19 protein-coding genes and 1 pseudogene are annotated in these 21,317 nt (G+C 64.6%); 8 read left to right on the top strand and 12 right to left on the bottom strand.

Features of this window, described 5'->3' with window-relative positions; translation table 11 throughout:
* Positions 1 to 47: 47 nt before the first annotated feature.
* A complete protein-coding gene (locus tag AC1Q61_RS08965; RefSeq protein WP_118604316.1) occupies positions 48 to 767 on the bottom strand; it encodes an aspartate/glutamate racemase family protein in 720 nt (239 codons plus the stop codon).
* Between the two features lie 234 nt (positions 768 to 1,001).
* On the opposite strand from AC1Q61_RS08965, the gene AC1Q61_RS08970 reads away from it, so the two are divergent.
* A complete protein-coding gene (locus AC1Q61_RS08970) occupies positions 1,002 to 1,409 on the top strand; it encodes a hypothetical protein (RefSeq protein ID WP_020970031.1) in 408 nt (135 codons plus the stop codon).
* Complete coding sequence (locus AC1Q61_RS08975) at positions 1,406 to 1,786, top strand: DUF3817 domain-containing protein (RefSeq protein ID WP_003945334.1); 381 nt, start codon at positions 1,406 to 1,408, stop codon at positions 1,784 to 1,786. Before AC1Q61_RS08970 ends, AC1Q61_RS08975 begins: the two co-directional genes overlap by 4 nt.
* A gap of 62 nt (positions 1,787 to 1,848) precedes the next feature.
* Here AC1Q61_RS08975 and rdgB read toward each other — a convergent pair whose 3' ends face one another.
* From rdgB to clpS, 7 genes are all read right to left on the bottom strand, one after another.
* Complete coding sequence (rdgB, locus tag AC1Q61_RS08980) at positions 1,849 to 2,457, bottom strand: RdgB/HAM1 family non-canonical purine NTP pyrophosphatase (protein WP_070160890.1); 609 nt, start codon at positions 2,455 to 2,457, stop codon at positions 1,849 to 1,851.
* Positions 2,458 to 2,460: 3 nt separating this feature from the next.
* Positions 2,461 to 3,246, bottom strand: coding sequence for a ribonuclease PH (rph, locus tag AC1Q61_RS08985; protein WP_003945332.1), 786 nt, complete (start codon positions 3,244 to 3,246; stop codon positions 2,461 to 2,463).
* Between the two features lie 52 nt (positions 3,247 to 3,298).
* Positions 3,299 to 4,057, bottom strand: a complete 759-nt coding sequence (locus AC1Q61_RS08990; RefSeq protein WP_007733274.1) for a cyclic nucleotide-degrading phosphodiesterase — start codon at positions 4,055 to 4,057, stop codon at positions 3,299 to 3,301.
* A gap of 97 nt (positions 4,058 to 4,154) precedes the next feature.
* Positions 4,155 to 4,814: a rhomboid family intramembrane serine protease gene (locus tag AC1Q61_RS08995; RefSeq protein WP_454835125.1), complete on the bottom strand. Its 660-nt coding sequence runs from the start codon at positions 4,812 to 4,814 to the stop codon at positions 4,155 to 4,157.
* 92 nt (positions 4,815 to 4,906) lie between these two features.
* On the bottom strand, positions 4,907 to 5,974 hold the full coding sequence (locus AC1Q61_RS09000) for a P1 family peptidase (RefSeq protein WP_007733272.1): 1,068 nt from the start codon (positions 5,972 to 5,974) through the stop codon (positions 4,907 to 4,909).
* Positions 5,971 to 6,561: an oxidative stress transcriptional regulator AosR gene (aosR, locus tag AC1Q61_RS09005; protein WP_003945318.1), complete on the bottom strand. Its 591-nt coding sequence runs from the start codon at positions 6,559 to 6,561 to the stop codon at positions 5,971 to 5,973. The genes AC1Q61_RS09000 and aosR overlap by 4 nt, the downstream gene beginning before the upstream one ends.
* 56 nt (positions 6,562 to 6,617) lie before the next feature.
* On the bottom strand, positions 6,618 to 6,929 hold the full coding sequence (clpS, locus tag AC1Q61_RS09010; RefSeq protein WP_118604334.1) for an ATP-dependent Clp protease adapter ClpS: 312 nt from the start codon (positions 6,927 to 6,929) through the stop codon (positions 6,618 to 6,620).
* A gap of 121 nt (positions 6,930 to 7,050) precedes the next feature.
* On the opposite strand from clpS, the gene AC1Q61_RS09015 reads away from it, so the two are divergent.
* The 3 genes from AC1Q61_RS09015 to AC1Q61_RS09025 are packed head-to-tail and all read left to right on the top strand — an operon-like array spanning position 7,051 to position 11,093.
* Positions 7,051 to 8,391 (top strand): nicotinate phosphoribosyltransferase, encoded by a 1,341-nt coding sequence (locus AC1Q61_RS09015; protein ID WP_030537905.1) that lies wholly within the window; start codon positions 7,051 to 7,053, stop codon positions 8,389 to 8,391.
* The gene (locus tag AC1Q61_RS09020) at positions 8,388 to 9,035 is read left to right on the top strand and encodes a nicotinamidase (RefSeq protein WP_042925786.1); all 648 of its coding nucleotides are present in this window, start codon (positions 8,388 to 8,390) and stop codon (positions 9,033 to 9,035) included. The genes AC1Q61_RS09015 and AC1Q61_RS09020 overlap by 4 nt, the downstream gene beginning before the upstream one ends.
* Before the next feature lie 9 nt (positions 9,036 to 9,044).
* Positions 9,045 to 11,093, top strand: coding sequence for an ATP-dependent DNA helicase (locus AC1Q61_RS09025; RefSeq protein WP_118604319.1), 2,049 nt, complete (start codon positions 9,045 to 9,047; stop codon positions 11,091 to 11,093).
* Between the two features lie 68 nt (positions 11,094 to 11,161).
* On the opposite strand, the gene glgP is transcribed toward AC1Q61_RS09025, so the two are convergent.
* The gene (gene glgP, locus AC1Q61_RS09030) at positions 11,162 to 13,762 is read right to left on the bottom strand and encodes an alpha-glucan family phosphorylase (RefSeq protein WP_118604337.1); all 2,601 of its coding nucleotides are present in this window, start codon (positions 13,760 to 13,762) and stop codon (positions 11,162 to 11,164) included.
* 176 nt (positions 13,763 to 13,938) lie between these two features.
* Between glgP and AC1Q61_RS09035 the strand changes: the two genes are divergently transcribed.
* The 3 genes from AC1Q61_RS09035 to AC1Q61_RS09045 are packed head-to-tail and all read left to right on the top strand — an operon-like array spanning position 13,939 to position 19,612.
* Positions 13,939 to 15,963, top strand: coding sequence for an alpha-1,4-glucan--maltose-1-phosphate maltosyltransferase (locus tag AC1Q61_RS09035; RefSeq protein WP_030537901.1), 2,025 nt, complete (start codon positions 13,939 to 13,941; stop codon positions 15,961 to 15,963).
* Positions 15,963 to 18,164, top strand: coding sequence for a 1,4-alpha-glucan branching protein GlgB (gene glgB / locus AC1Q61_RS09040; protein WP_118604322.1), 2,202 nt, complete (start codon positions 15,963 to 15,965; stop codon positions 18,162 to 18,164). The genes AC1Q61_RS09035 and glgB overlap by 1 nt, the downstream gene beginning before the upstream one ends.
* Positions 18,164 to 19,612 (top strand): neutral zinc metallopeptidase, encoded by a 1,449-nt coding sequence (locus AC1Q61_RS09045; RefSeq protein WP_042446171.1) that lies wholly within the window; start codon positions 18,164 to 18,166, stop codon positions 19,610 to 19,612. Before glgB ends, AC1Q61_RS09045 begins: the two co-directional genes overlap by 1 nt.
* Positions 19,613 to 19,630: 18 nt before the next feature.
* Here AC1Q61_RS09045 and AC1Q61_RS09050 read toward each other — a convergent pair whose 3' ends face one another.
* From AC1Q61_RS09050 to AC1Q61_RS09060, 3 genes and pseudogenes are all read right to left on the bottom strand, one after another.
* Positions 19,631 to 20,527, bottom strand: a complete 897-nt coding sequence (locus AC1Q61_RS09050; RefSeq protein WP_030537899.1) for a tetratricopeptide repeat protein — start codon at positions 20,525 to 20,527, stop codon at positions 19,631 to 19,633.
* 105 nt (positions 20,528 to 20,632) lie between these two features.
* The gene (locus AC1Q61_RS09055; RefSeq protein WP_007733255.1) at positions 20,633 to 20,995 is read right to left on the bottom strand and encodes a DUF3817 domain-containing protein; all 363 of its coding nucleotides are present in this window, start codon (positions 20,993 to 20,995) and stop codon (positions 20,633 to 20,635) included.
* Positions 20,996 to 21,095: 100 nt separating this feature from the next.
* Positions 21,096 to 21,317: pseudogene (locus tag AC1Q61_RS09060) on the bottom strand (acetyl-CoA C-acyltransferase); the annotation flags it as partial.

Consider the following 21,317-nt stretch of genomic DNA (forward strand, 5'->3'; position numbering starts at 1 on the left):
CCGCCGGATCTGATCCGGCGGGGCTTTTTCGGTTCTCGTGAGCAAGGTCAGCGCTTTCGATCCTTGACCGGTGGAGTCATGTACGTCGTCCGACTCGGTGTCAGCCCCAGACGGACCGAGCTCTCCAACCAGGTGATCGCCGAGGCCGTCGGATCCACAACCGGAACGTGAATCCCTCTGCCATGCAGCCTGTCTCGGACCGCACTGGTCACACCGAGCATCCCGGTGCAACCGAGAACGACGGTGTCGGCCTCGCCGTTCTCCACTGCCGCAGACGCCTGAGCGGCCAGTCGATCGATCAGTTCCTCCCGATCGGTGAGGCCCAGCACCGGCATGTCCACGACTCGAATACTGCCCAGCCGATTGTCCAGCCCATACCGCCGAGTGAGCGATCGGAGCATCGGCACGACATTCGGCAGGATGGTCACGACACCGACGCGATCGCCCAGACTCATCGCTGTCAGAAATGACGGCTCGAAGCCGCCGACCACCGGAGCGTCGATGACCTCTCGGGCGGCATGCACTCCGGGATCGGCGAAACACGTGATGAACACACCGTCGACGCCGTCGGCTGCCGCCTCCTCGACCCGCTGCACGATCCCGGGGCCGGCAAGTGCCTCGTCGTACTCGGACTCGATGCTCGCCGTGCCAGAGAGCAGTGACACGACGTCGACCGTCGTACCGGGCGCCGCCCAGTGCTCCACCTCGGCTGTCACCGCCGGAGTCAGTGTGGTGTCGATGACCGGGCGAATCACTCTGATGTGCATGAAACACTCCCCTGCTTTCGGATACGCGCCGAGGTTATCGATGCAGCACAGCCGGGAGAATGTGTTCAGTGCCCTGGCGTTGCGGGTGAGGATGGGCATAGCGCACAGGTGCTGCGGGACGGCCTCTACGACACGCCGTGGCACGGCTTCTACGACACGCCGTGGCACGGCTTCTACGACACCGTGTCGGAGATCGCAGGGCGAGGCACTATAGCTCTCAGGTACCGTCTTAGTGTGTCCAAGAACGCTACTAAACGCCGACCTGCGCTGATTCTGCTGGTCATCGTGTCAGCTGCCGGCTGCCTCGCGCTCGGCTGGTGGCAGTGGGAGCGCTTCGAAGCCGTCGGAGGCTCGGGACAGAATCTCGGGTACGCGTTCCAGTGGCCGCTGTTCGCGGCGTTTGTCGTGTACGCGTATCGCAAGTTCGTTCAGCTCGAAGACGTGGACCCCGAAGAGGCCGAAGCCGAGGAAGCCGCCGCTGAGCCGCGTGAGATTCCCGCCGACCTCTTGCCGCAACGCCCGCGGGCCGAGTTCGACGATGTGAACCTCGACGTCGACGACCCTGAAGCCCGCCAAATGCTGGAATACAACGACTACCTTGCGCAGCTCGCCGCTCGCGAGTCCGATAGGAGCACGACGTGAGTACCGGTTCGGAAGCGAGCATCGCTACCCCCGCAGTCAACGCAGAAAAGCAGAAGAAGGTTGCGTCGGCGCTGGTCCGATACCGCGTTCTCGCCTGGATCACCGGCCTCTGGCTGCTGTTCCTGACCGGTGAGATGGTCTACAAGTACCTGATTCTCGACAATTCGGCGGACGCACCGTCGTGGTTGTTCTACATCGGCCAGATCCACGGCCTGTTCTACATGCTCTATCTCGTATTCACGATCGACTTGGCGATCAAGGCCCGGTGGAAGCCCGGTACGACGGTTGCCACCGCGCTCGCCGGCACGATCCCGTTCCTGTCGTTCGTGTTCGAGCACAAGCGAACCGCCCAGGTGAAGCAGGCTTACCAGCTCTGAGTGTTCCGAAAAGTAGAGCCCTGAACGCAGACGCGTTCAGGGCTCTACTTTTCGGATTCGGTTCAGCCGGCCAGTGTCGCCAGAGCCGGAACGAGCTGTACGAGCGCGCGCCCTCGATGTGACGCCGCATCCTTCTCGGCCGGGGTGAGTTCTGCGGCCGAGCGGGTGTCGCCGTCCGGACGGAAGATGGGGTCGTATCCAAAGCCGCCGTCGCCGGCTGGTTCGCGGCCGATCACCCCGCGCCATTCGCCGCGCACGACGGTCTCGTCGCCGCCGGGGATCACCAGTGCACAGGCGGAGACGAACGCCGCGCCTCGACGCTCGTCCGGCACGTCTCCCAGCTGAGCCAGGACCAGAGCCGTGTTGGCGCCGTCGTTTCCGTGAGTACCCGACCACCGCGCGGACAGCACACCCGGCATACCGTTGAGTGCGTCGATCTCGACACCGGAATCGTCTGCGATGCAGGGCATTCCGGTTGCAGCTGCTCCGTCACGCGCTTTGGCGAGCGCATTCTCCTCGAACGTCGCTCCGGTCTCGGGGGCTTCGGGGAACGGCGGGACCTCGTCGAGCCCGACCAGTTCGATTCCGTTCACTCCAGCGGCGTCGAGCACCCGGTGAAGTTCCTTCAGCTTCTTGGCATTTCGGCTGGCAACCAATACTCGTACGCTCACAGCTCAGGCACCGAACTTCTTCTTGGGTTCCGGATTCTTCGGTTCGGGTAGCACCCCGGGATAAGGCTCGGCCAACGCTTGACGCTGGATCTCGAAAAGTTGCTCACAACCAGCCAGAGCGGAGTCGAGCAGCTTGTCCAGCGTCGAGCGTGGGAAGGTGGCGCCCTCACCGGTTCCCTGAATTTCCACCAGCGTGCCGGTATCGGTGGCCACGACATTCATGTCGACCTCGGCACGCGAATCCTCTTCGTACGGAAGGTCGAGACGCACTCGTCCGTCCACGACGCCGACGCTGACGGCCGCTATGCCACACGAGATGGGCTGTGGGTCGGAGAGCAGGTCGGCTGCGCGCAGGTACGTCACGGCGTCGACCAGGGCCACGTATGCCCCCGTCACTGCCGCGGTGCGAGTGCCACCGTCGGCTTGGAGGACATCACAGTCGAGGGCGATGGTGTTCTCACCGATCGCCGCGAGATCGATGCACGCTCGAAGTGATCGGCCGATGAGTCGACTGATCTCCTGCGTGCGGCCGCCGACCTTGCCCTTGACCGATTCGCGGCCACTGCGTGTGTGCGTGGCGGCGGGAAGCATCGCGTATTCGGCTGTCAGCCAACCCAAGCCGGAGCCCTTGCGCCAGCGGGGTACACCCTCTTCGACGCTGGCCGTGCACATGACGCGAGTGTTCCCGAACTCGACCAGAACGGATCCGGCCGGATGACTGGTGAACCCGCGGGTGATCTTGACCGTGCGGAGCTCGTCGTCCGCCCTACCGTCTTCTCGTGTAGTCACCTTCGTGAGCCTAGCGGTCGCCCGGTGAGCGCTGCACCGAATGTGAGGGGAATCAGATGTCGTAGACACTTCCGGCGGAGACGGCATGGACCGGTCCGGAGAATTCGGATTTCGCTTCGGCGATCACGTCTTCACGCGATGTCCACGGCGGGATGTGCGTGAGGAGAAGTTCCTTGACGCCGGCGAGGGCAGCCACACGGCCGGCTTCCTTACCGGAGAGGTGAACTCCCTCGGGGCGATCCGGACTGTCGGTCCACGACGCTTCGGAGAGCAACACGTCTGCACCACGCGCGAGTTCGACGACGTTGTCGCACATACCGGTGTCGCCTGTATAGACGAGGACGCGGCCGTCGGCGCCGGTGATCCGGAAACCGTAAGCCTCGGGTGGATGATTCATCCGGCGGGCGACGACGCTCAGTTCACCGAACGTCACCGGCTCGTTCTCGGCCCAGAGCCGGACGTCGATGGTGTCGGAGATGTCGTCCATCTCGCCGGCGCACTCGGCGGAGGACACTCCGATGCGGCACGCGGTGTCGGTGGGGCCGTAAACCAGAGCCCGGCCGACCGGCGGGTTGGGGTGATAGCGACGCCAGACGAGCAGGCCGGGCATGTCGAGACAGTGGTCCGCATGAAGGTGCGAAAGCAGGATCGTCACCTCGCCCGGATCGGCGTATCGCTGCAACGCCCCAAGAACTCCCGGGCCGAAGTCGATCACGAGCGGCGGAGTTCCCGGTGCCGTGAGCAGGTATCCCGAAGCCGGTGAATCCGGACCCGTGACGCTGCCGGAACACCCCAGGACGGTCATGCGCATACCGGTCATGCTGCCACGTCTACCCGTCTGGGAAAAAGCTCTTGGTGGTTTTGGCGCGTCGAAGTCACACCGCAGTGAGGGTGTGACCCACGTCCGTTCAGAAACTCGGTGGTCGAACGGCCGGCGCCGACCCGGCGCGCTTGGCCCTCTCCCCCGACGTGAGCGCCCAGGCGGCCACCACGCCGCCGATCGCTCCGAACAGATGTCCTTGCCAGGAAACCCGTGGATCGCTCGGCAGAACGCCCCACAGCACTCCGCCGTACACGACGAAGACGGCAACGCCGATCAGGATCTGTGTGAAGCTCCGCGTGAAGAACCCGCGCACCAGCAGGTAGGTGACCCAGCCGAAGATCAGCAGGGACGCACCGACGTGATTCGAGTTCGAGCCGGCGAACAACCAGGTCCCGACGCCGCCGATCACCCAGATGATGCCGGTCGCCGCGAGTCCCCGCGCAATTCCCGACACCAGCACGAGGTATCCGAGGATCAGCACCGGAATGGTGTTGGCGATCAGATGACCCCAGTCGTCGTGCAGCACCGGGGCGAACAGGATTCCCCACAGGCCGTCGAGCGTGCGCGGGGTGACGCCGGCGTTCTGGACATTCTGACCGGAGATGACATCCACGATCTCGATCACGTAGAGCAGGATCGCGAAGCCGCCCACCAACACGGCCGACTGCTTCCACACCGAGGGCGGACCGGATTTCGGTGCCGGCGTCCGGGTGCCGAAGTCCGGACTGTTGAAATCCATCGTCATCGTGTGCGTCCTCCACCGTCGATCCGGTTTTCTGATCCGGTCACTCGCGACCAGGCTCAATTCGAGATTACCGCCGATTCCAGGAGTGCTGCCTAGAGAAATGCGGACGGGAAGAGTTCGCGGTAACTCGGGATTCCGGCTACCGACGTGGCGTCGAGAATCGCTGTGACGATCGCACGTTCGACCACCTGGGCCGAAGCCGCGCACACCGCGTCGAGTATCGGCAGATCGTTCGGGAAAGCGTCCGGAACCGTGATCTCCGAATTCGGAGTGTGATCACCGGTGGCGAGCGCAAAGATCGTGTCGCCGTCGAGCGGCGAATGTGCGGGCCGAATTGCTCGGGCCAGGCCGTCATGACCTGCGACGGCGACGCGTCGGCACCCGGCTTTCGTCAAGGCGGCGTCAGTGGCGACCACACCGATCGTGGTGTTGAGGACGGTTCCCTTGGCTGCAACGGCGTTGGCCGACGCGAGTTCGGACGCGTCGGGGAGCCTGAGGCCGAACGACTCCGCGCCGTCCGAGCCGACGCCCCACGGCAGGCCTGTTCTGGGGTCGAAGACCGAACCCACCGGATTCGCCACGATCAAGGCGGAGACCGTCGTCCCCTCGGCGGGGCCGTCGGCGATCACGACGCTGGCCGTTCCCACCCCACCCTTGAGCGCTCCGGCTCTGGCACCTACCCCCGCGCCGACCGTGCCCGTGGCGAATTCGCGCGAAGCAGTGTCGGCAGCGAGGAATCCGAAATCGCCGGTCGGACGAACGGTCCAGTCCCCCACCGGCAGATCGAAGATCACGGCGCCGGGCACGATCGGTACCACCTGGCCGGGAGCGCCCATCGCGATCCCGTGATCGTGTTCCTCGAGCCAGCGCATCACTCCGTCGGCCGCGGCAAGTCCGTAGGCACTACCGCCGGTCAACAGCACGGCATTGACCTGCTGGACCGAATGGCTCGGGTCGAGCAGATCGGTCTCGCGGGTACCCGGACCGCCGCCCCGGACGTCGACTCCGGCGACCACACCGGCCGACGCGAGCACGACCGTGCAGCCGGTGGCTGCGCCGCTTCCGAGAGTGGCTCCCTCGTCGAGCTTGTGGTGATGACCGACGGCGAGGCCGGCGACATCTGTCAGTGAATCAGTGGGCCCGGTCCGCGTTGTGGTCATGGCATGAGCGCCTGGACGAGGGAGTCCTGCATCCACGTCAACCAGTGATAGACGTCGAGATGCGGGGCTCGCGGGTCGTCGGGTTCGAGGCTCTCCGGGGTGTCGGCGTCGATGCCGAGATTGGTTCCGAGCGCGAGACGGACGTCGTTGAGCGAGGACAGCCAGGCGTCGGCCTGTTCCTGCGTGAGAACGACCTTGCCGCCGGCCTCCGGAAGCGAAGCCAACAACATGCGAGCGGACTCACGCTTGGCGTCGATGATCTCGGGTTCGTGCAAACTGCGCAGCGCGCCGTTGACATTGGCGCCGGCGTCGTCGAGATCGTCACTGTCCGGAGCGACCTTGTCCGGATCGGTGCGCTGGAAGTCGGGAAGCAAACGCGCCAACACCGGATTGTCGGGCGTCTCCGAATTTCCGGTACGAAGACCCGTCAGCGCGGCGAGCTCGTCTTGCGGCGCCGAAGACGCGCGCTCGTCGAGAAGCCCGGTCACCGACTCCACGAGCGAGCGCAGAACCGCCGCCTCGTGGCCGTCCATCTCGGACTTGAACTTCACTCCGCCGAGTGAACTCTTCCTACTCCACGTCCGCACGCGTCGGACTCCCGTCTACGAGTTAGGCGAACAAATCGGTCGAAAAAGTGCTTTTCTCAGGTGTCTTCGCGTTGCATCGTGGCCCAGAGACCGGCAGCGTGGAGGCGACGAACATCGGCCTCCATCTTGTCGCGCGAACCGCTCGAGACCACGGCCTTGCCCTCCGAATGGACCTGCATCATCAGGTCGGTGGCCTTGGCTTTGCTGTAGCCGAACAACTTCTGGAACACGTAAGTCACGTAATGCATGAGATTGACCGGGTCGTCCCAGACGATGGTCACCCAGGGCCGATCTGCGGCTTCGATGGTCGAAACAGCCTCCGACTGCTCGGGCGTGGCTTGAGGAGAGGAAGCCGTAGCGCCTCTCATCGTTACGTTCGCCGAGTAAGTGCCGGACACGGTCGCGCCGCCGAAAACCATGTATCCAGGGTACGGCGCGACGAGAGGCGACAACACCCACCCACGTCGTCTCGCGCATAGAGTTGTGTGCGTGCCTACGCAAATTTCCGACATCCGCGACGCCGGTGCCAGCACCGCACTGCTCACCGATCAGTACGAACTGACCATGCTCTCGGCGGCTCTCGCCGACGGATCTGCCTTCCGCAACTGCAGTTTCGAGGTATTTGCACGGCGGCTGCCAGACGGCCGTCGCTACGGCGTCGTCGCCGGTACCGAGCGCCTTCTCGACGCACTCGAGCAGTTCCGGTTCGGTGAACCTGAACTGGCGATCGTTGCAAAATTTCTCGACGACACGACCGTCGAGTGGCTGCGCAACTATCGATTCTCCGGTGACATCGACGGCTACCGCGAGGGAGATTTCTACTTCCCCGGATCACCGATCCTCTCGGTCCGCGGAACGTTCGCCGAGTGCGTCATCCTCGAAACCTTGATTCTCTCGATCCTCAACCACGACAGCGCGATCGCTTCGGCCGCAGCCCGCATGGTGAGCGCAGCGGGCGGTCGACGGATGATCGAGATGGGCTCGCGTCGTACACACGAACAGGCCGCCGTCGCCGCTTCACGTGCCGCGTATCTCGCCGGCTTCGACGCCACCTCCAACCTCGAAGCTGCGCGGCGTCACGACGTACCCAGTGCAGGTACCAGCGCGCACGCCTTCACGCTCCTGCACACCACCGAAGACGGTCCGGACGAGGCAGCGGCATTCCGCGGTCAGGTCGCGGCACTCGGCGTATCCACCACGTTGCTCGTCGATACCTATGACATCACCGAGGGTGTGAAAACGGCTGTCGCCGTTGCCGGTCCCGAGCTGGGCGGGGTTCGCATCGACTCCGGCGATCTCGGCGTTCTTGCTCGTCAGGTACGCCAACAACTCGACGATCTCGGTGCTACCAAGACACGCATCGTCGTCTCCGGCGACCTGGACGAGTACGCGATCGCGGCTCTGCGCGCCGAACCCGTCGACTCGTACGGCGTCGGCACTTCCCTGGTCACCGGATCAGGCGCCCCCACCGCCGGCATGGTCTACAAACTTGTCGAGGTCGACGGAATCGCGGTCGAGAAGAGAAGCACCAACAAGGCATCTCGCGGCGGCGCCAAGAAGGCACTGCGCGTAGTGCGTCCGACCGGCACGATCGTCGAAGAAGTCATCTACCCCGCCGGATCACCGTCACCTGTCTCCGAGGCGGACGGAGCGACCGAACTGCTGATCCCGCTGGTTCGCGAAGGCAAGGTCGTCGACAGCGCGCCGACGCTCGAAGAGAGCAGAGCGGTTCTGAAGGCAGGGCTCGTGAGCCTGCCGTGGGAAGGCCTCAAGCTCTCGCGCGGAGACTCGGCTGTGCCCGTTCGATTCACCGGAGGTGAGCACCAGTGAGCGCAAAAGCACTGATAATTGTCGACGTTCAGAACGATTTCTGCGAAGGTGGCGCTCTTGCAGTCGACGGCGGTGCTGCGGTTGCGGGAGCCGTCAACGATTTCGTCAACTCCCACGAGTACGACGCCGTAGTCGCGACTCGCGATTTCCACATCGACCCTGGGGCGCACTTCTCCGAGAATCCCGACTTCATCGACAGCTGGCCGGTTCACTGCGTCGTCGGGACAGCCGGCGCCGAGTTCCATCCGGCGTTCGACGCTTCCGTCGCCGGGTCGGCGATCTTCTCCAAGGGCGCCTACAGCGCGGCCTACTCCGGTTTCGAAGGAGCAGCCGAGGACGGAACGACGCTCGAGGACTGGCTCCGCGCCCACGAGATCACCGACGTCGACGTGATCGGAATTGCCACGGATCACTGTGTCAAGGCCACGGCCGTCGATGCCGCGCGCGCGGGGTTCGCCACGACTGTCCTTCTCCCCTTCACCGCTGGTGTGTCGACCGCCACGATCGAGTCGGCATTGGTGCAGATGCGGGAGGCGGGAGTGCAGCTGATCGGGCGAGACGAGGCCTCGTCGGAAGAAGACTCGAATGCCGGGGAACTACCCCGGGAATCATCCGTGGACGTTTCTGACGTAGGGATCCATTAACCTTCGTGGGTGGCCGATCAACTCCCGAACGTTCCCGAACTGCTCCAGACAGCGGTGCGGTCGCTCGGCGGTGCCGAACGAACCAGTCAGCTGACGATGGCGTCCGCCGTGGCGCACTCGATCGACACCGGCGAGCATCTGGCCGTCCAGGCCGGCACCGGTACCGGTAAGTCGCTCGCCTACCTCGTTCCGAGCCTGCGCCACGCGGTCGAATCGGGACGCACCGTGGTCGTGTCCACCGCCACCATCGCGCTGCAGCGTCAGCTCGTCGACCGAGATCTGCCTCGGCTCGCCGATGCCCTGAAGAAGCCACTCGGCCGACGCGCTGAGTTCGCAATCCTCAAGGGCCGCAACAACTACCTGTGCATGAACAAGATCCATACCGGCGCGTCCGAGCAGCCGCCCGAGGACGAGTTGTTCGATCCGTTCACGGTCTCGCGTCTCGGCCGGGAGGTCGTCCGCCTCACCGAATGGTCCTCCGACACCGAAACCGGTGATCGGGACGAATTGGTGCCGGGCGTATCCGATCAGGCGTGGCGGCAGGTCAGTGTCACCTCCCGCGAATGCATCGGTAAGAACCAGTGCCCGGTCGGTGAGGACTGCTTCGCCGAGCGCGCCCGAGTCGAGGCGTCGAAGGCCGACGTAGTGGTCACCAACCACGCACTGCTCGCGATCGACGCCATCACCGGCATCCAGATCCTGCCTGACCACGACGTCGTGGTGATCGACGAGGCCCACGAGTTGGTCGACCGCGTCACCGGCGTCGCCACGGCCGATCTCACTGCCGCCTCGATCAGTGCCGCGGCCCGGCGTTGCGGCAAGATCGCCGAAGAGCAGGATGCCGATCGCCTCGAAGCTGCCGGCGAGGGGTGGGCTGGGCTCCTCGAGGAATTGCGCCCAGGTCGATGGGAAGGCCTCCCGGACGGGGCGGCACCCGCACTGGCTGCGATCCGCGACGCGGCCTGGTCGCTGCGCACCGCTATCGGTCCGGCCAAACCGGGTATGGCTGCTGCAGATCCCGAAGCCGCTGCGGCCCGCAACGCCGCACTCTCGTCCGTCGACGACGTCCACGACAGTGCCGTGCGTATTCTCACCGCTTTCGACGAACCCGACCCGGCCAAGCGCAAGGACGTCGTCTGGCTGTCCTCGGACGAGTTCCGCGGATCGGTGCGGCGCTCCGTCCGGATGGCTCCGCTCTCGGTCGGCGGATTGCTGCGCTCGCGACTGTTCGCCGAATCCACCGTCGTTCTCACTTCCGCGACACTGACCGTCGGCGGATCGTTCGACGGTCTCGCCGTCAACTGGGGTCTTCCTGCGGAATCGTCCGCGCGCCCCGACTCGGGTACCGCCATCGGCACCGAAGCACCCTCTGACGCTTCGGCTTTCCGCTGGAACTCACTCGACGTCGGGTCGCCCTTCGACCATGCAAAGGCCGGCATCATCTACGTTGCCCGCCACCTGCCCACGCCCGGCCGAGACGGCCTCTCCCCGGTCTATCTCGACGAGATCGCCGAACTCGTCGAGGCCGCCGGCGGACGCACCCTCGGCTTGTTCTCCTCGATGCGCGCCGCCAAAGCCGCGTCGGAGGCGATGCGCGAACGCCTCGACACCCCGATCCTGTGCCAGGGCGACGACGCCACCGGCACCCTCGTCAAGGCCTTCGCCAAGGACGAACCCACGTCACTGTTCGGCACGTTGTCCCTGTGGCAGGGCGTCGATGTTCCGGGTCCATCGCTGAGCCTCGTCATCTTGGACCGGATTCCGTTCCCGCGCCCGGACGATCCACTGTTGATGGCTCGCCAACAAGCCATCGAATCCCATGGCGGTAACGGCTTTCTCAGCGTCTCGGCCAATCACGCGGCGCTGCTCCTGGCACAGGGCGTGGGTCGCCTGCTTCGAAGCACCGACGACAAGGGCGTGGTGGCCGTGCTCGATCCGCGTCTGGCCACGGCGAGATACGCGGGTTACCTTCGCGCATCGCTGCCTCCGTTCTGGGAGACGACCAACCCCGAAGTCGTCCGCAAGGCGCTCACCCGCATCCGCGACTCACGTCCCTGAGCCAGTTCTCACGCGGGCACAATTCTGCCCCGGTACCGACCGAACGGACCGGGGCAGAATGCAATACGTCAAACGCTCGGAGTGGTCACCAACCCGAGTTCGGACGCATCGACCAACAACCGGTGATGCGGCAGCACCCGCACGGTGTATCCCACGGAGCCGGAGACCGGAAGCGCAACCTCGGCTTCGAAGATCTCGGTTCCGTCCTCGGCGCCGAAGTGCGTCATCGGGAACGTCACCACGTCGGTGAGTTCCTCGCCTGGGCTGACGCGTCCCAGGACTGCCTGAACCTCCACATCCGAGACCGACAAGCCGCCGAGGCGGACCTTGGCCTTCAAAGAGATGGTCGCACCGATCTCCGGAGTGTCCGGCAAGCCGGAACCGTCCACCTGCTCGACGGCGACCGACGGCCACTGCGACTCGATACGGCGACGGAACTCGGCCACCTCACGCGCGCCGGCAAAATCATCCGCCGCTACGGCTCGAGCTGATTCCGCCGAAGGGGCGTAGTAGTCGACGGCGTAGTCACGAACCATGCGTGATGCCAACACCTTCGGGCCCAGATTCTCGAGGGTGTGGCGAACCCTCTCGACCCAGCGCGTCGGCAGATCGGCTGCATCACGGTCGTAGAACGTCGGCAGTACCGCGTGCTCGAGAAGTTCGTAGAGGGCGCTGGCTTCCAGATCGTCACGCCGCACGTCGTCGAGAACACCGTCGGCCGTCGGAATGGCCCACCCGTTCTCGCCGTCGTACATCTCGTCCCACCATCCGTCGCGAATGGAGAGGTTGAGGCCGCCGTTGAGCGCGGATTTCATGCCGGAAGTACCGCACGCCTCGAGTGGGCGAAGCGGGTTGTTGAGCCACACGTCGCAGCCCCAGTACAAGTAGCGGGCCATCGACATGTCGTAATCAGGCAGGAAGACGATGCGGTGACGCACATCCGCTTCGTCGGCGAACCGCACGACCTGCTGGATGAGTGCCTTACCGCCGTCGTCGGCGGGGTGCGACTTGCCGGCCACCACCAACTGCACCGGACGTTTCTCGTCGAGCAACATCGCACGCAGACGCTCGGGATCACGCAGCATCAGCGTCAACCGCTTGTACGTCGGAACGCGCCTCGCGAACCCGACTGTCAAGACGTTGGGATCGAATACTCCAGTGGTCCAGCCGAGTTCGGCCTCGGTCGCGCCGCGTTCGAGCCAGGACGCTCGGACGCGACGACGAACTTCGTCGACCAACTTGCCGCGCAACGCATTACGTGTTTCCCACAGTTCGGTTGCCGACAACTCGTGCAGGCGCTCCCACCCGCGTGCTTCTTCGAGTTGCTCCTGACCGACGATCCGCCTGGCCACGTCCATCCACTCCGGCGCCGCCCACGTCGGCGCGTGAACACCGTTGGTGACCGAACCGATCGGCACCTCGTCGGCGTCGAAGCCCGGCCAGAGACCGTTGAACATGTCGCGGCTGACGATGCCGTGCAACTTCGAGACGCCGTTGGCTCGCTGGCCCAGGCGAAGACCCATGTGCGCCATGTTGAAGATCGACGGATCGGCTTCACGCCCCATCCCGACGATGCGGTCGACGGTCAGGCCGGGAAGCAAACTCGATTCGTTCTCGCCGTTCGCTCCGCCGAAGTAGTGACGGACCAGATCCGCCGGGAAGCGGTCGATTCCGGCGGGAACCGGAGTGTGCGTCGTGAAGACCGTTCCGGCACGGACCGCGGCCAGAGCCGAATCGAAGTCCAGACCGCTGGTGGTGACAAGTTCCCGAATCCGTTCGATGCCGAGGAATCCGGCATGCCCCTCGTTCATGTGGAACACCTCGGGATCGGGCAATCCGTACGCCGCGGTGTAGGCGCGCACCGCGCGGACGCCGCCGATACCCGCGAGGATCTCCTGCTTGATGCGGTGATCCTGGTCCCCGCCGTAGAGACGGTCCGTGACGCCGCGCAGATCCGCGTCGTTCTCGGCGATGTCGGAATCGAGCAGCAACAACGGCACTCGTCCGACCTGAGCGATCCACACTCGCGCACGCAGCACCCGGCCACCGGGCATGGCGACGTGAATGACGACCGGCGATCCGTCTTCGGAAGCCGGGCCTGCGTCCGTCAGCAAACGAAGAGGCAACCCTTGAGGGTCGTGCGGCGGGTAGTGCTCGGCCTGCCAACCGTCGGCGGTCAGCGACTGGCGGAAGTAGCCGGATCGGTAGAGCAGTCCGACGCCGATGAGCGGCAGCCCGAGGTCGGACGCGGCCTTGAGGTGATCGCCCGCCAGGATGCCCAATCCACCGGAGTAGTTGGGCAGAACTTCGCTGACTCCGAACTCCATGGAGAAGTACGCAATTCCGCCGGCTGACGATGCGCCCTTGGCCTGCTGGGACTGATACCAACGCGGGGTGCTCAGATAAGCGTCGAGATCAGCTGCTGCAGTGTCGAGGTCACCGAGAAATGCCTCGTCACTGCTGAGTTCGTCGAGACGGGTGGGGTCGACTTCCCCGAGCATGCGGACCGGATCGAACTGGACTGCTTGCCAGAGTTCGGGGTCGAGTCGCGAGAACAGATCCTGTGTCTCGGGATGCCACGACCACCGAAGGTTGGTGGACAGGGGGCCGAGCGCGGCAAGGCGCTCCGGAAGGTGGGCTCGGACAGTGAACCGACGCAAGGCTTTCACCCCGCGAACCCTAGTCGAGTTCCTCGCACTCTGTCCGGTGGAACCGAACGCCGAGCCGACCTGACCACCGACAGACCCGAATTCGTCGATATCAGCACTCCGGCGCCGCACCCACTACGGTTGAACCCGGCGAAAGAACGTTTTACCGCGATCCATCATCAGAAATGGAGCTTCCCGTGTCAGGACGCCTCGGTATCGACGACGTGGTACCCGAGATCTCGGGTAACTATCCGGCAAAGGCCGTGGTCGGTGAAGTCTTCCCAGTGCACGCAACCGTGTGGCGAGAAGGCCACGACGCCATTTCCGCCACTTTGGTCGTGCGTGGTCCGCGCGGTACCAAGCCGCTGCGCATTCCGATGGACCCCGGCACCGAACCGGACACCGTCGACGCGGTGTTCACACCGTCCGCCGAAGGCATGTGGTCATTTCGGATCGAGGCGTGGAGCGATCCCATCGCCACCTGGAAGCACGCCGTGGAAGCAAAGCTCGCCGTCGGGCAGGGGGCGGCCGAGTTGGCCAACGACCTGGAAATCGGTGCGCGCCTGTTCGAACAGGCCGCGCACGAGGTACCGCGGGGCAACAGGTCCAGGCTCGAGGCCGTCACGGCGTCGCTGCGCAGCGATCAGGCGCTGACTGCTCGCGTCGCGCCGGCCTTCGCCTCCGACGTCGCCGAACTGCTCCGCGCCACTCCGCTCCGTGAACTGGTCACCAAGGGCGAGTCCCACCCCGTCGTCGTCGATCGCAACCGTGCACTGTTCGGATCGTGGTACGAGTTCTTCCCCCGCTCGACGGGCGGTTGGGACGAGAACGGGGTGCCGCAACACGGTACTTTCCGAACCTCGGCCGAAGACCTACCCCGCATCGCCGCAATGGGTTTCGACGTCGTCTACCTTCCGCCGATCCATCCCATCGGCGAGATCAACCGCAAGGGACGCAACAACACTCTCACTCCCGAACCCGGTGACGTCGGCTCGCCGTGGGCCATCGGCTCGGTCGACGGCGGGCACGACGCTGTTCACCCGCAACTCGGCACGCTCAAGGACTTCAAGGCCTTCGTCGCGGCGGCCCGCAAGCTCGATCTCGAAGTGGCACTGGATCTCGCGCTGCAGTGCGCCCCGGATCATCCATGGGCCAAGAAGCATCCGGAGTGGTTCAACGTCCTTCCCGACGGCACCATCGCCTACGCCGAGAACCCGCCCAAGAAGTATCAGGACATCTACCCGATCAACTTCGACACCGATCCTCGCGGTCTGGACAAGGAAATCCTGCGAGTCGTCCGACACTGGATCAGTGCCGGAGTCAAGATCTTCCGGGTCGACAACCCACACACCAAGCCGCCGAACTTCTGGGAGACGCTCATCTCTGAGGTCAAGAAGACCGACCCCGACGTCCTGTTCCTCGCCGAGGCATTCACTCGTCCGGCGCGCATGTACGGCCTTGCCCGGCGCGGGTTCACGCAGTCGTACACGTACTTCACCTGGCGAGTTGCGAAGTGGGAACTCACCGAATTCGGTAACGAGCTGGCGGCGAAGGCCGACGAAGCCCGACCGAACCTCTTCGTGAACACGCCGGACATCCTGCACGAGTCCCTCCAGCACGGTGGGCCCGGAATGTTCGCTCTACGAGCAGCTCTCGCCGCCACCCTGGCGCCGACGTGGGGCGTCTACTCCGGTTACGAACTCTACGAACACCAAGCCGTTCGCCCCGGCAGCGAGGAATACCTCGACTCCGAGAAGTACGAACTTCGGCCGCGCCGTTTCGCCGAAGCAGCAGCGCGAGGCGAATCTCTCGAGCCGTGGATCACCGCACTCAATCGCATCCGGCGTGCACACCCGGCCCTGCAGCAGTTGCGGAACCTGCACTTTCACCACATCGACAACGACGCGTTGATCGCCTACTCGAAGTTCGACGCCTCGACCGGTGACGCCGTCCTGACGGTGATCAACCTCAACCCGTTCGCTGCAGAAGAGGGCACCGTCTGGTTGGACATGCCGGCGCTCGGACGCGAATGGCACGACCACATGACCGTGCTCGACGAGGTAACCGGTGAGCAGTTCAATTGGGGCCAAGCCAATTTCGTCCGCCTCGAGCCCTGGCGTTCGGTGGCGCACATCCTCGCGCTCCCACCCGTTCCGTATCCGGCCCGGATCTCTCTGGCCTACCAAGCACGCAATGCGCACCGCGCAGGTGGAGGCAAGTGATGTCAACCGAGAAGTTCCCTTCGGGTATCGCACCGGACAATCACGATCTGGAGCTGTTGGCGCGCGGTGAACATCACGATCCGCACAGTGTCCTCGGCGCCCATCCCCACGCCGACGGCACCGTTCTGCGAGCGTTGCGTCCCAACGCCGAGTCCGTCAGCGCCGTCATCGGCGGCAAACACTTTCCTCTCGAACATGTTTCGAACGGAATCTTCGCGGCTCTGGTCCCCTACCCCGACCTGATCGACTATCGCTATTCCGTGACGTACCCGGGTGGACACACGGTTCTCGCAGCCGACCCTTACCGGTTCCTGCCTACTCTCGGTGAACTCGACCTACACCTGTTCGGCGAAGGTCGGCACGAACGACTGTGGGACATCCTCGGTGCACATCCGCGTTCTTACGAGACACCGGACGGACCCGTCGACGGCACCTCGTTCGCCGTCTGGGCTCCGGCCGCCCGCGGCGTGACCGTCGTCGGCGACTTCGACGGGTGGAGTGGGCAATTCGCCCCCATGCGAGTCCTCGGATCCACTGGGGTCTGGGAACTCTTCCTGCCCGACATCGCAGTCGGTTCGCTGTACAAGTTCCGGGTCCACGGCCACGACGGCTCCGTTCGCGACAAGGCCGATCCCATGGCATTCGGTACCGAGGTCCCGCCGGCGACTGCATCGCGAGTGACCACCAGTTCGCATGAGTGGAACGACGCGGCCTGGCTCGAAACCCGCGCCGGTGTCGATCCTTCGCAGTCCCCGATGAGCGTGTACGAGGTGCACCTCGGATCGTGGCGTCCCGGGCTCGACTACCGGCAGATGGCCGAGCAACTCGCCGTCTACGTCACCGAAACCGGATTCACCCACGTCGAACTGCTGCCCGTCTCCGAGCATCCGTTCGGTGGATCGTGGGGGTACCAGGTCACCTCGTACTACGCACCGACCTCCCGCTTCGGCACCCCGGACGACTTCCGCTGGTTCGTCGACCACCTGCACGCCGCAGGGATAGGTGTCATCGTCGACTGGGTGCCTGCACACTTCCCCAAAGACGAGTGGGCCCTGGCTCGTTTCGACGGAACTCCCCTGTACGAGCACGCCGATCCGCGTCGCGGCGAGCAGTTGGACTGGGGCACATACGTATTCGACTTCGGTCGCCGCGAGGTGCGGAACTTCCTCGTCGCCAATGCACTCTTCTGGCTCGAGGAGTTCCACATCGACGGACTTCGCGTCGACGCTGTCGCATCGATGCTGTACCTGGACTACTCACGCCCGGAAGGTGGATGGACTCCCAACATTCACGGCGGCCGCGAGAATCTCGAAGCCGTTGCGTTCCTGCAGGAGATGAACGCCACCGTCCACAAGAACCATCGAGGAGTCGTCACCGTCGCCGAGGAGTCGACGGCGTGGCCCGGAGTCACTCGGGCGACCAATGTCGGCGGCCTCGGATTCAACATGAAGTGGAACATGGGGTGGATGCACGACACCCTCGGGTTCCTCGGTCACGACCCGGTACACCGGACCTACCACCATCACGAGATCACGTTCTCACTGATGTACGCGTGGAGTGAGAACTACCTGCTACCGATCAGCCATGACGAAGTGGTGCACGGCAAAGGAACTCTGTGGACCCGGATGCCCGGCAACGACTTCGCCAAGGCGTCCGGCCTGCGCTCACTGCTTGCATACATGTGGGCGCATCCAGGCAAGCAACTGCTGTTCATGGGACAGGAATTCGGTCAGAGTGCGGAATGGTCCGAAGAACGCGGCCTCGACTGGTGGCAGCTCGACGATCAGTACACCGGCACTCTCCATCGCGGCGTCCAGCGACTGGTCGGCGATCTCAACTCCGCGTACCGACGTCATCCGGCCATGTGGACCCTCGACACCTCGCCCGGTGGATACTCCTGGATCGACGCCAACGACACCGAGAACAACGTCCTCAGTTTTCTGCGTTACGGTACTGACGGTTCGATTGTCGCCTGCCTGTTCAACTTCTCGGGCAGTGAGCACTCGAGCTACCGCGTCGGGCTACCAGAGCCCGGCCGATGGGTGGAAATTCTCAACACCGATGCCGAGGTGTACGGCGGCTCCGGAGTCGGGAACCTCGGAGCGGTCACAGCAACGTCGCATTCGTGGCACGGTCGGCCAGCCTCCGCACAGGTGGCGCTGCCAGCTGCTGGAGCGATTTGGATAAGTCTGGAGCGTTGATGGTCGGCCGGCGAGTAGTCATTGTCACGTCGTCACTGTTGGCAGTGGCAGCACTGCTCGCCGGTTGTGCCCAGGGAACGAGTGGCCACGCCGTCTCGATTTATCACGATCCCTTCCGCGTCGCCGGACTCGACGCAACGGCAGGACCAAGTGGGTTGCGTCCGGGAGCCCCCAACGCCGACCGAGCAATCACCGGCACCGACGGCGGGGACATCGACGCGCTGGCTGCCAACGCCATCACAGACATCGAAACCTACTGGGCCGCCGAGTACCCGGCTCTGTTCGACAAGCCCTTCGAACCGGTCGACGAGCTGATCTCGTGGGACCCCACCGAATCGAACGGCCCGGACTTCTGTGAGGAGACCACCGAAGAACTCATCAACGCCGGGTACTGCAGCATCGATCACACCATCGGTTGGGATCGTGAATTGCTGCTGCCCGAGGTGCGGGAGAAGTTCGGTGACGTGGCCGTCGCGTTCATCTTTGCGCACGAGTACGGCCATGCCGTTCAACGCAAGGCCGGGATCGTCGGCGGTAAACGAGACGCAGCCCTGGTCCGCGAACAGCAAGCCGACTGTTTCGGTGGCGCCTTCTTGCGGCACGTCGCCGAGGACAAGGCCGCGCACTTCACGATGAACACCTCCGACGGACTCAACAAGGTGTTGGCGTCGGCGGTCGCCATCCGCGACGAAGACCCTAATGATCCTGAGAGCCACCATGGTTCGGCGTTCGAGCGCGTCACCGCCACTCAGATCGGCTTCACCGACGGCGCCGGTGCGTGCGCGAAGATGGACGCCGACGAAATCGAGTCACGACGTGCAGACCTCCCGCAGCAGTTCGCCGAGGGCAACGATTCCGGAGAACTGCCCGTCACCGAGGCAACTCTCGACGAGTTCGTGAAGACCTTCCAAGCGATCTTCGATCTACCGCAGCCACCGAAGGTCGTGTTCACCGGCGCAGACACCGGGTGCAGCGATGCCGTTGCGACCGAACCCGTCTCGTACTGCCCGTCGACGAACACCATCGGAATCAGCGTCGACGACCTTGCCGAGCGCGGCACGCCGGGTCGCGTCGGGCGACGCGAGTTGATCCAGACCAACATCACCGGTGACTACAATGCCTATGTCCTGCTCGCGTCGCGGTACACCCTCGCGATGCAGAAGGAGAACGGCCAATCGCTCGACACTCCGCAGACTGCCCTGCGCGCCGCCTGCCTGTCCGGCGTCATCACCGCAGCGCTCAGTCCCACCAACGCCGCGGCGTCCGGAGCACAGGTCACACTCTCCCCCGGCGACCTCGACGAAGCCGTATCGGGGCTGCTGACCGACGGCCTGGCTGCCAGTGACGTCAACGGTGAGACGGTTCCGAGCGGGTTCGCACGTGTCGACGCGTTCCGGACCGGCGTTCTCGGTGGCCGGGAAGTGTGCGACAGCCGCTACACGGAGTAGCGACTGCCGGTCCACACGTCAGTAGAGAGCGGAAGCCAACTTACGACGGGCCGCGATGACGATCGGTTCTGCCGGGTCGAACAGCTCGAACAGTTCGAGCAAGCGCGTCCGAGCGGCAGCCTTGTCGTCGCCGGCAGTTCGCGAGACCACCGAGATCAAGCGGGCGAACGACGCCTCGGGTTGCTGGGCGAACATTTCCAGGTCGGCCGCAGCGAACTGCAGTTCGAGATCGGACGGATCAGCGTCCGCGGCCGCAATCGACTCGGGATCGACACCCTGAACCCGAGCCATGAACTTCACCTGGCGGACAGCGCTCTTGGCCTCCGCATTGTTGGGTTCGGCGTCGAGAATTTCCTGGTACGCAGCGATGGCGGCGTCGAGATCGCCCTCGTCCAGCGCGGTTTCAGCGGCCACGAATCGAGGATCCTCGACCTCCTCCACCGGTTCGTCCGCGTCGGAGACCGGCCCACTCAACTTGCCCTCGACAGCTTGGAGGACTGCGTCGAACCACTGGCTGAGCTGCGCCTCTGGCTGAGCGCCCTGAAAATCGGCCAACGGCTGACCAGCCGCGACAGCAACAACCGTCGGAACCGACTGGACACCGAATGCCTGCGCGATACGAGGGCTCACGTCGACGTCGACGTTGGCAAGAATCCACTTGCCGCCGGCTCGCGCTGCAAATGATTCGAGAACTTCGGTGAATACGACCGAGGGCTCGTATGCGCGGCCACCGATGTTGACGATCACCGGCACCTGGCTCGACTTCAGCAGGACTTCGCTTTCGAAGTTCTCCTCGGTCACCTCGATCACTGCCCCGGAGACAGCAGAAACGGCCCCGTCGCCGCTGGTGTTACGCGGCGGTGGTGGGGCCGTGGCCCGCTCTTTGAAGGCGGACAAGTCGACTGCGCCGCTCATGGCGGCAGCAACTGCGGACGAACGCGCGGGGGGCCTGGAACCTGGTCGAGTCACGGCTCCCAGTTTGTCACGAGTTGCGAGAAGCTACGTAGAGGGATGCAGCACTCAGACGAGCGCCGCGTTGCCCTTGGACGCATCGAACTCCGTGGACAGCTCACCGAGCTTGCCGTTTCGCACAGCCCAGCGTTCGAAGATGACGGTGCCGAAGGGCGGAACGCTCGAGATCAGCGCAAGGATCGTGGTCTTGACGTCCCACTTGAGCGACCACGCGGTCAGGAGTGCAACAACGATGAACACCAGGAAGCCGGCGGTTCCGTGGACCATTCCGGGGATGCGAATCGCTTCTTCGTGTCCGAGGACCCACTTGAAGAACATGGCAACCAGCAAGGCCGCCCAGGTCACAGCTTCCCACCACGCCACCAGACGGAAGCGTTTCGCGGGAGTGGATACGTCAAAGATGTTCGCCATGAGGCCATTGTGCCCGAACAACTACGACGCCCCGTAGTTGTGTGAGCAAAACCACGGGGCGTCGCAGAGCGAGAGCGCTCGTTCAGGTGTATTTAGACACTCAGGCCTTGGGGACGCGGACGATGAGTGCGTCGCCTTGTCCGCCGCCGCCGCAGAGTGCGGCTGCGCCGATGCCGCCGCCGCGGCGTTGCAGTTCGAGGGCGAGGTGCAGGGCGATGCGGGCGCCGGACATGCCGAGGGGGTGGCCGACGGCGATGGCGCCGCCGTTGACGTTGACCTTGGCGGGGTCGAGGCCGAGTTCGCGGGTGGAGGCGATCCCGAC

It is taken from the genome of Rhodococcus sp. MPR-R1B (assembly GCF_058793255.1).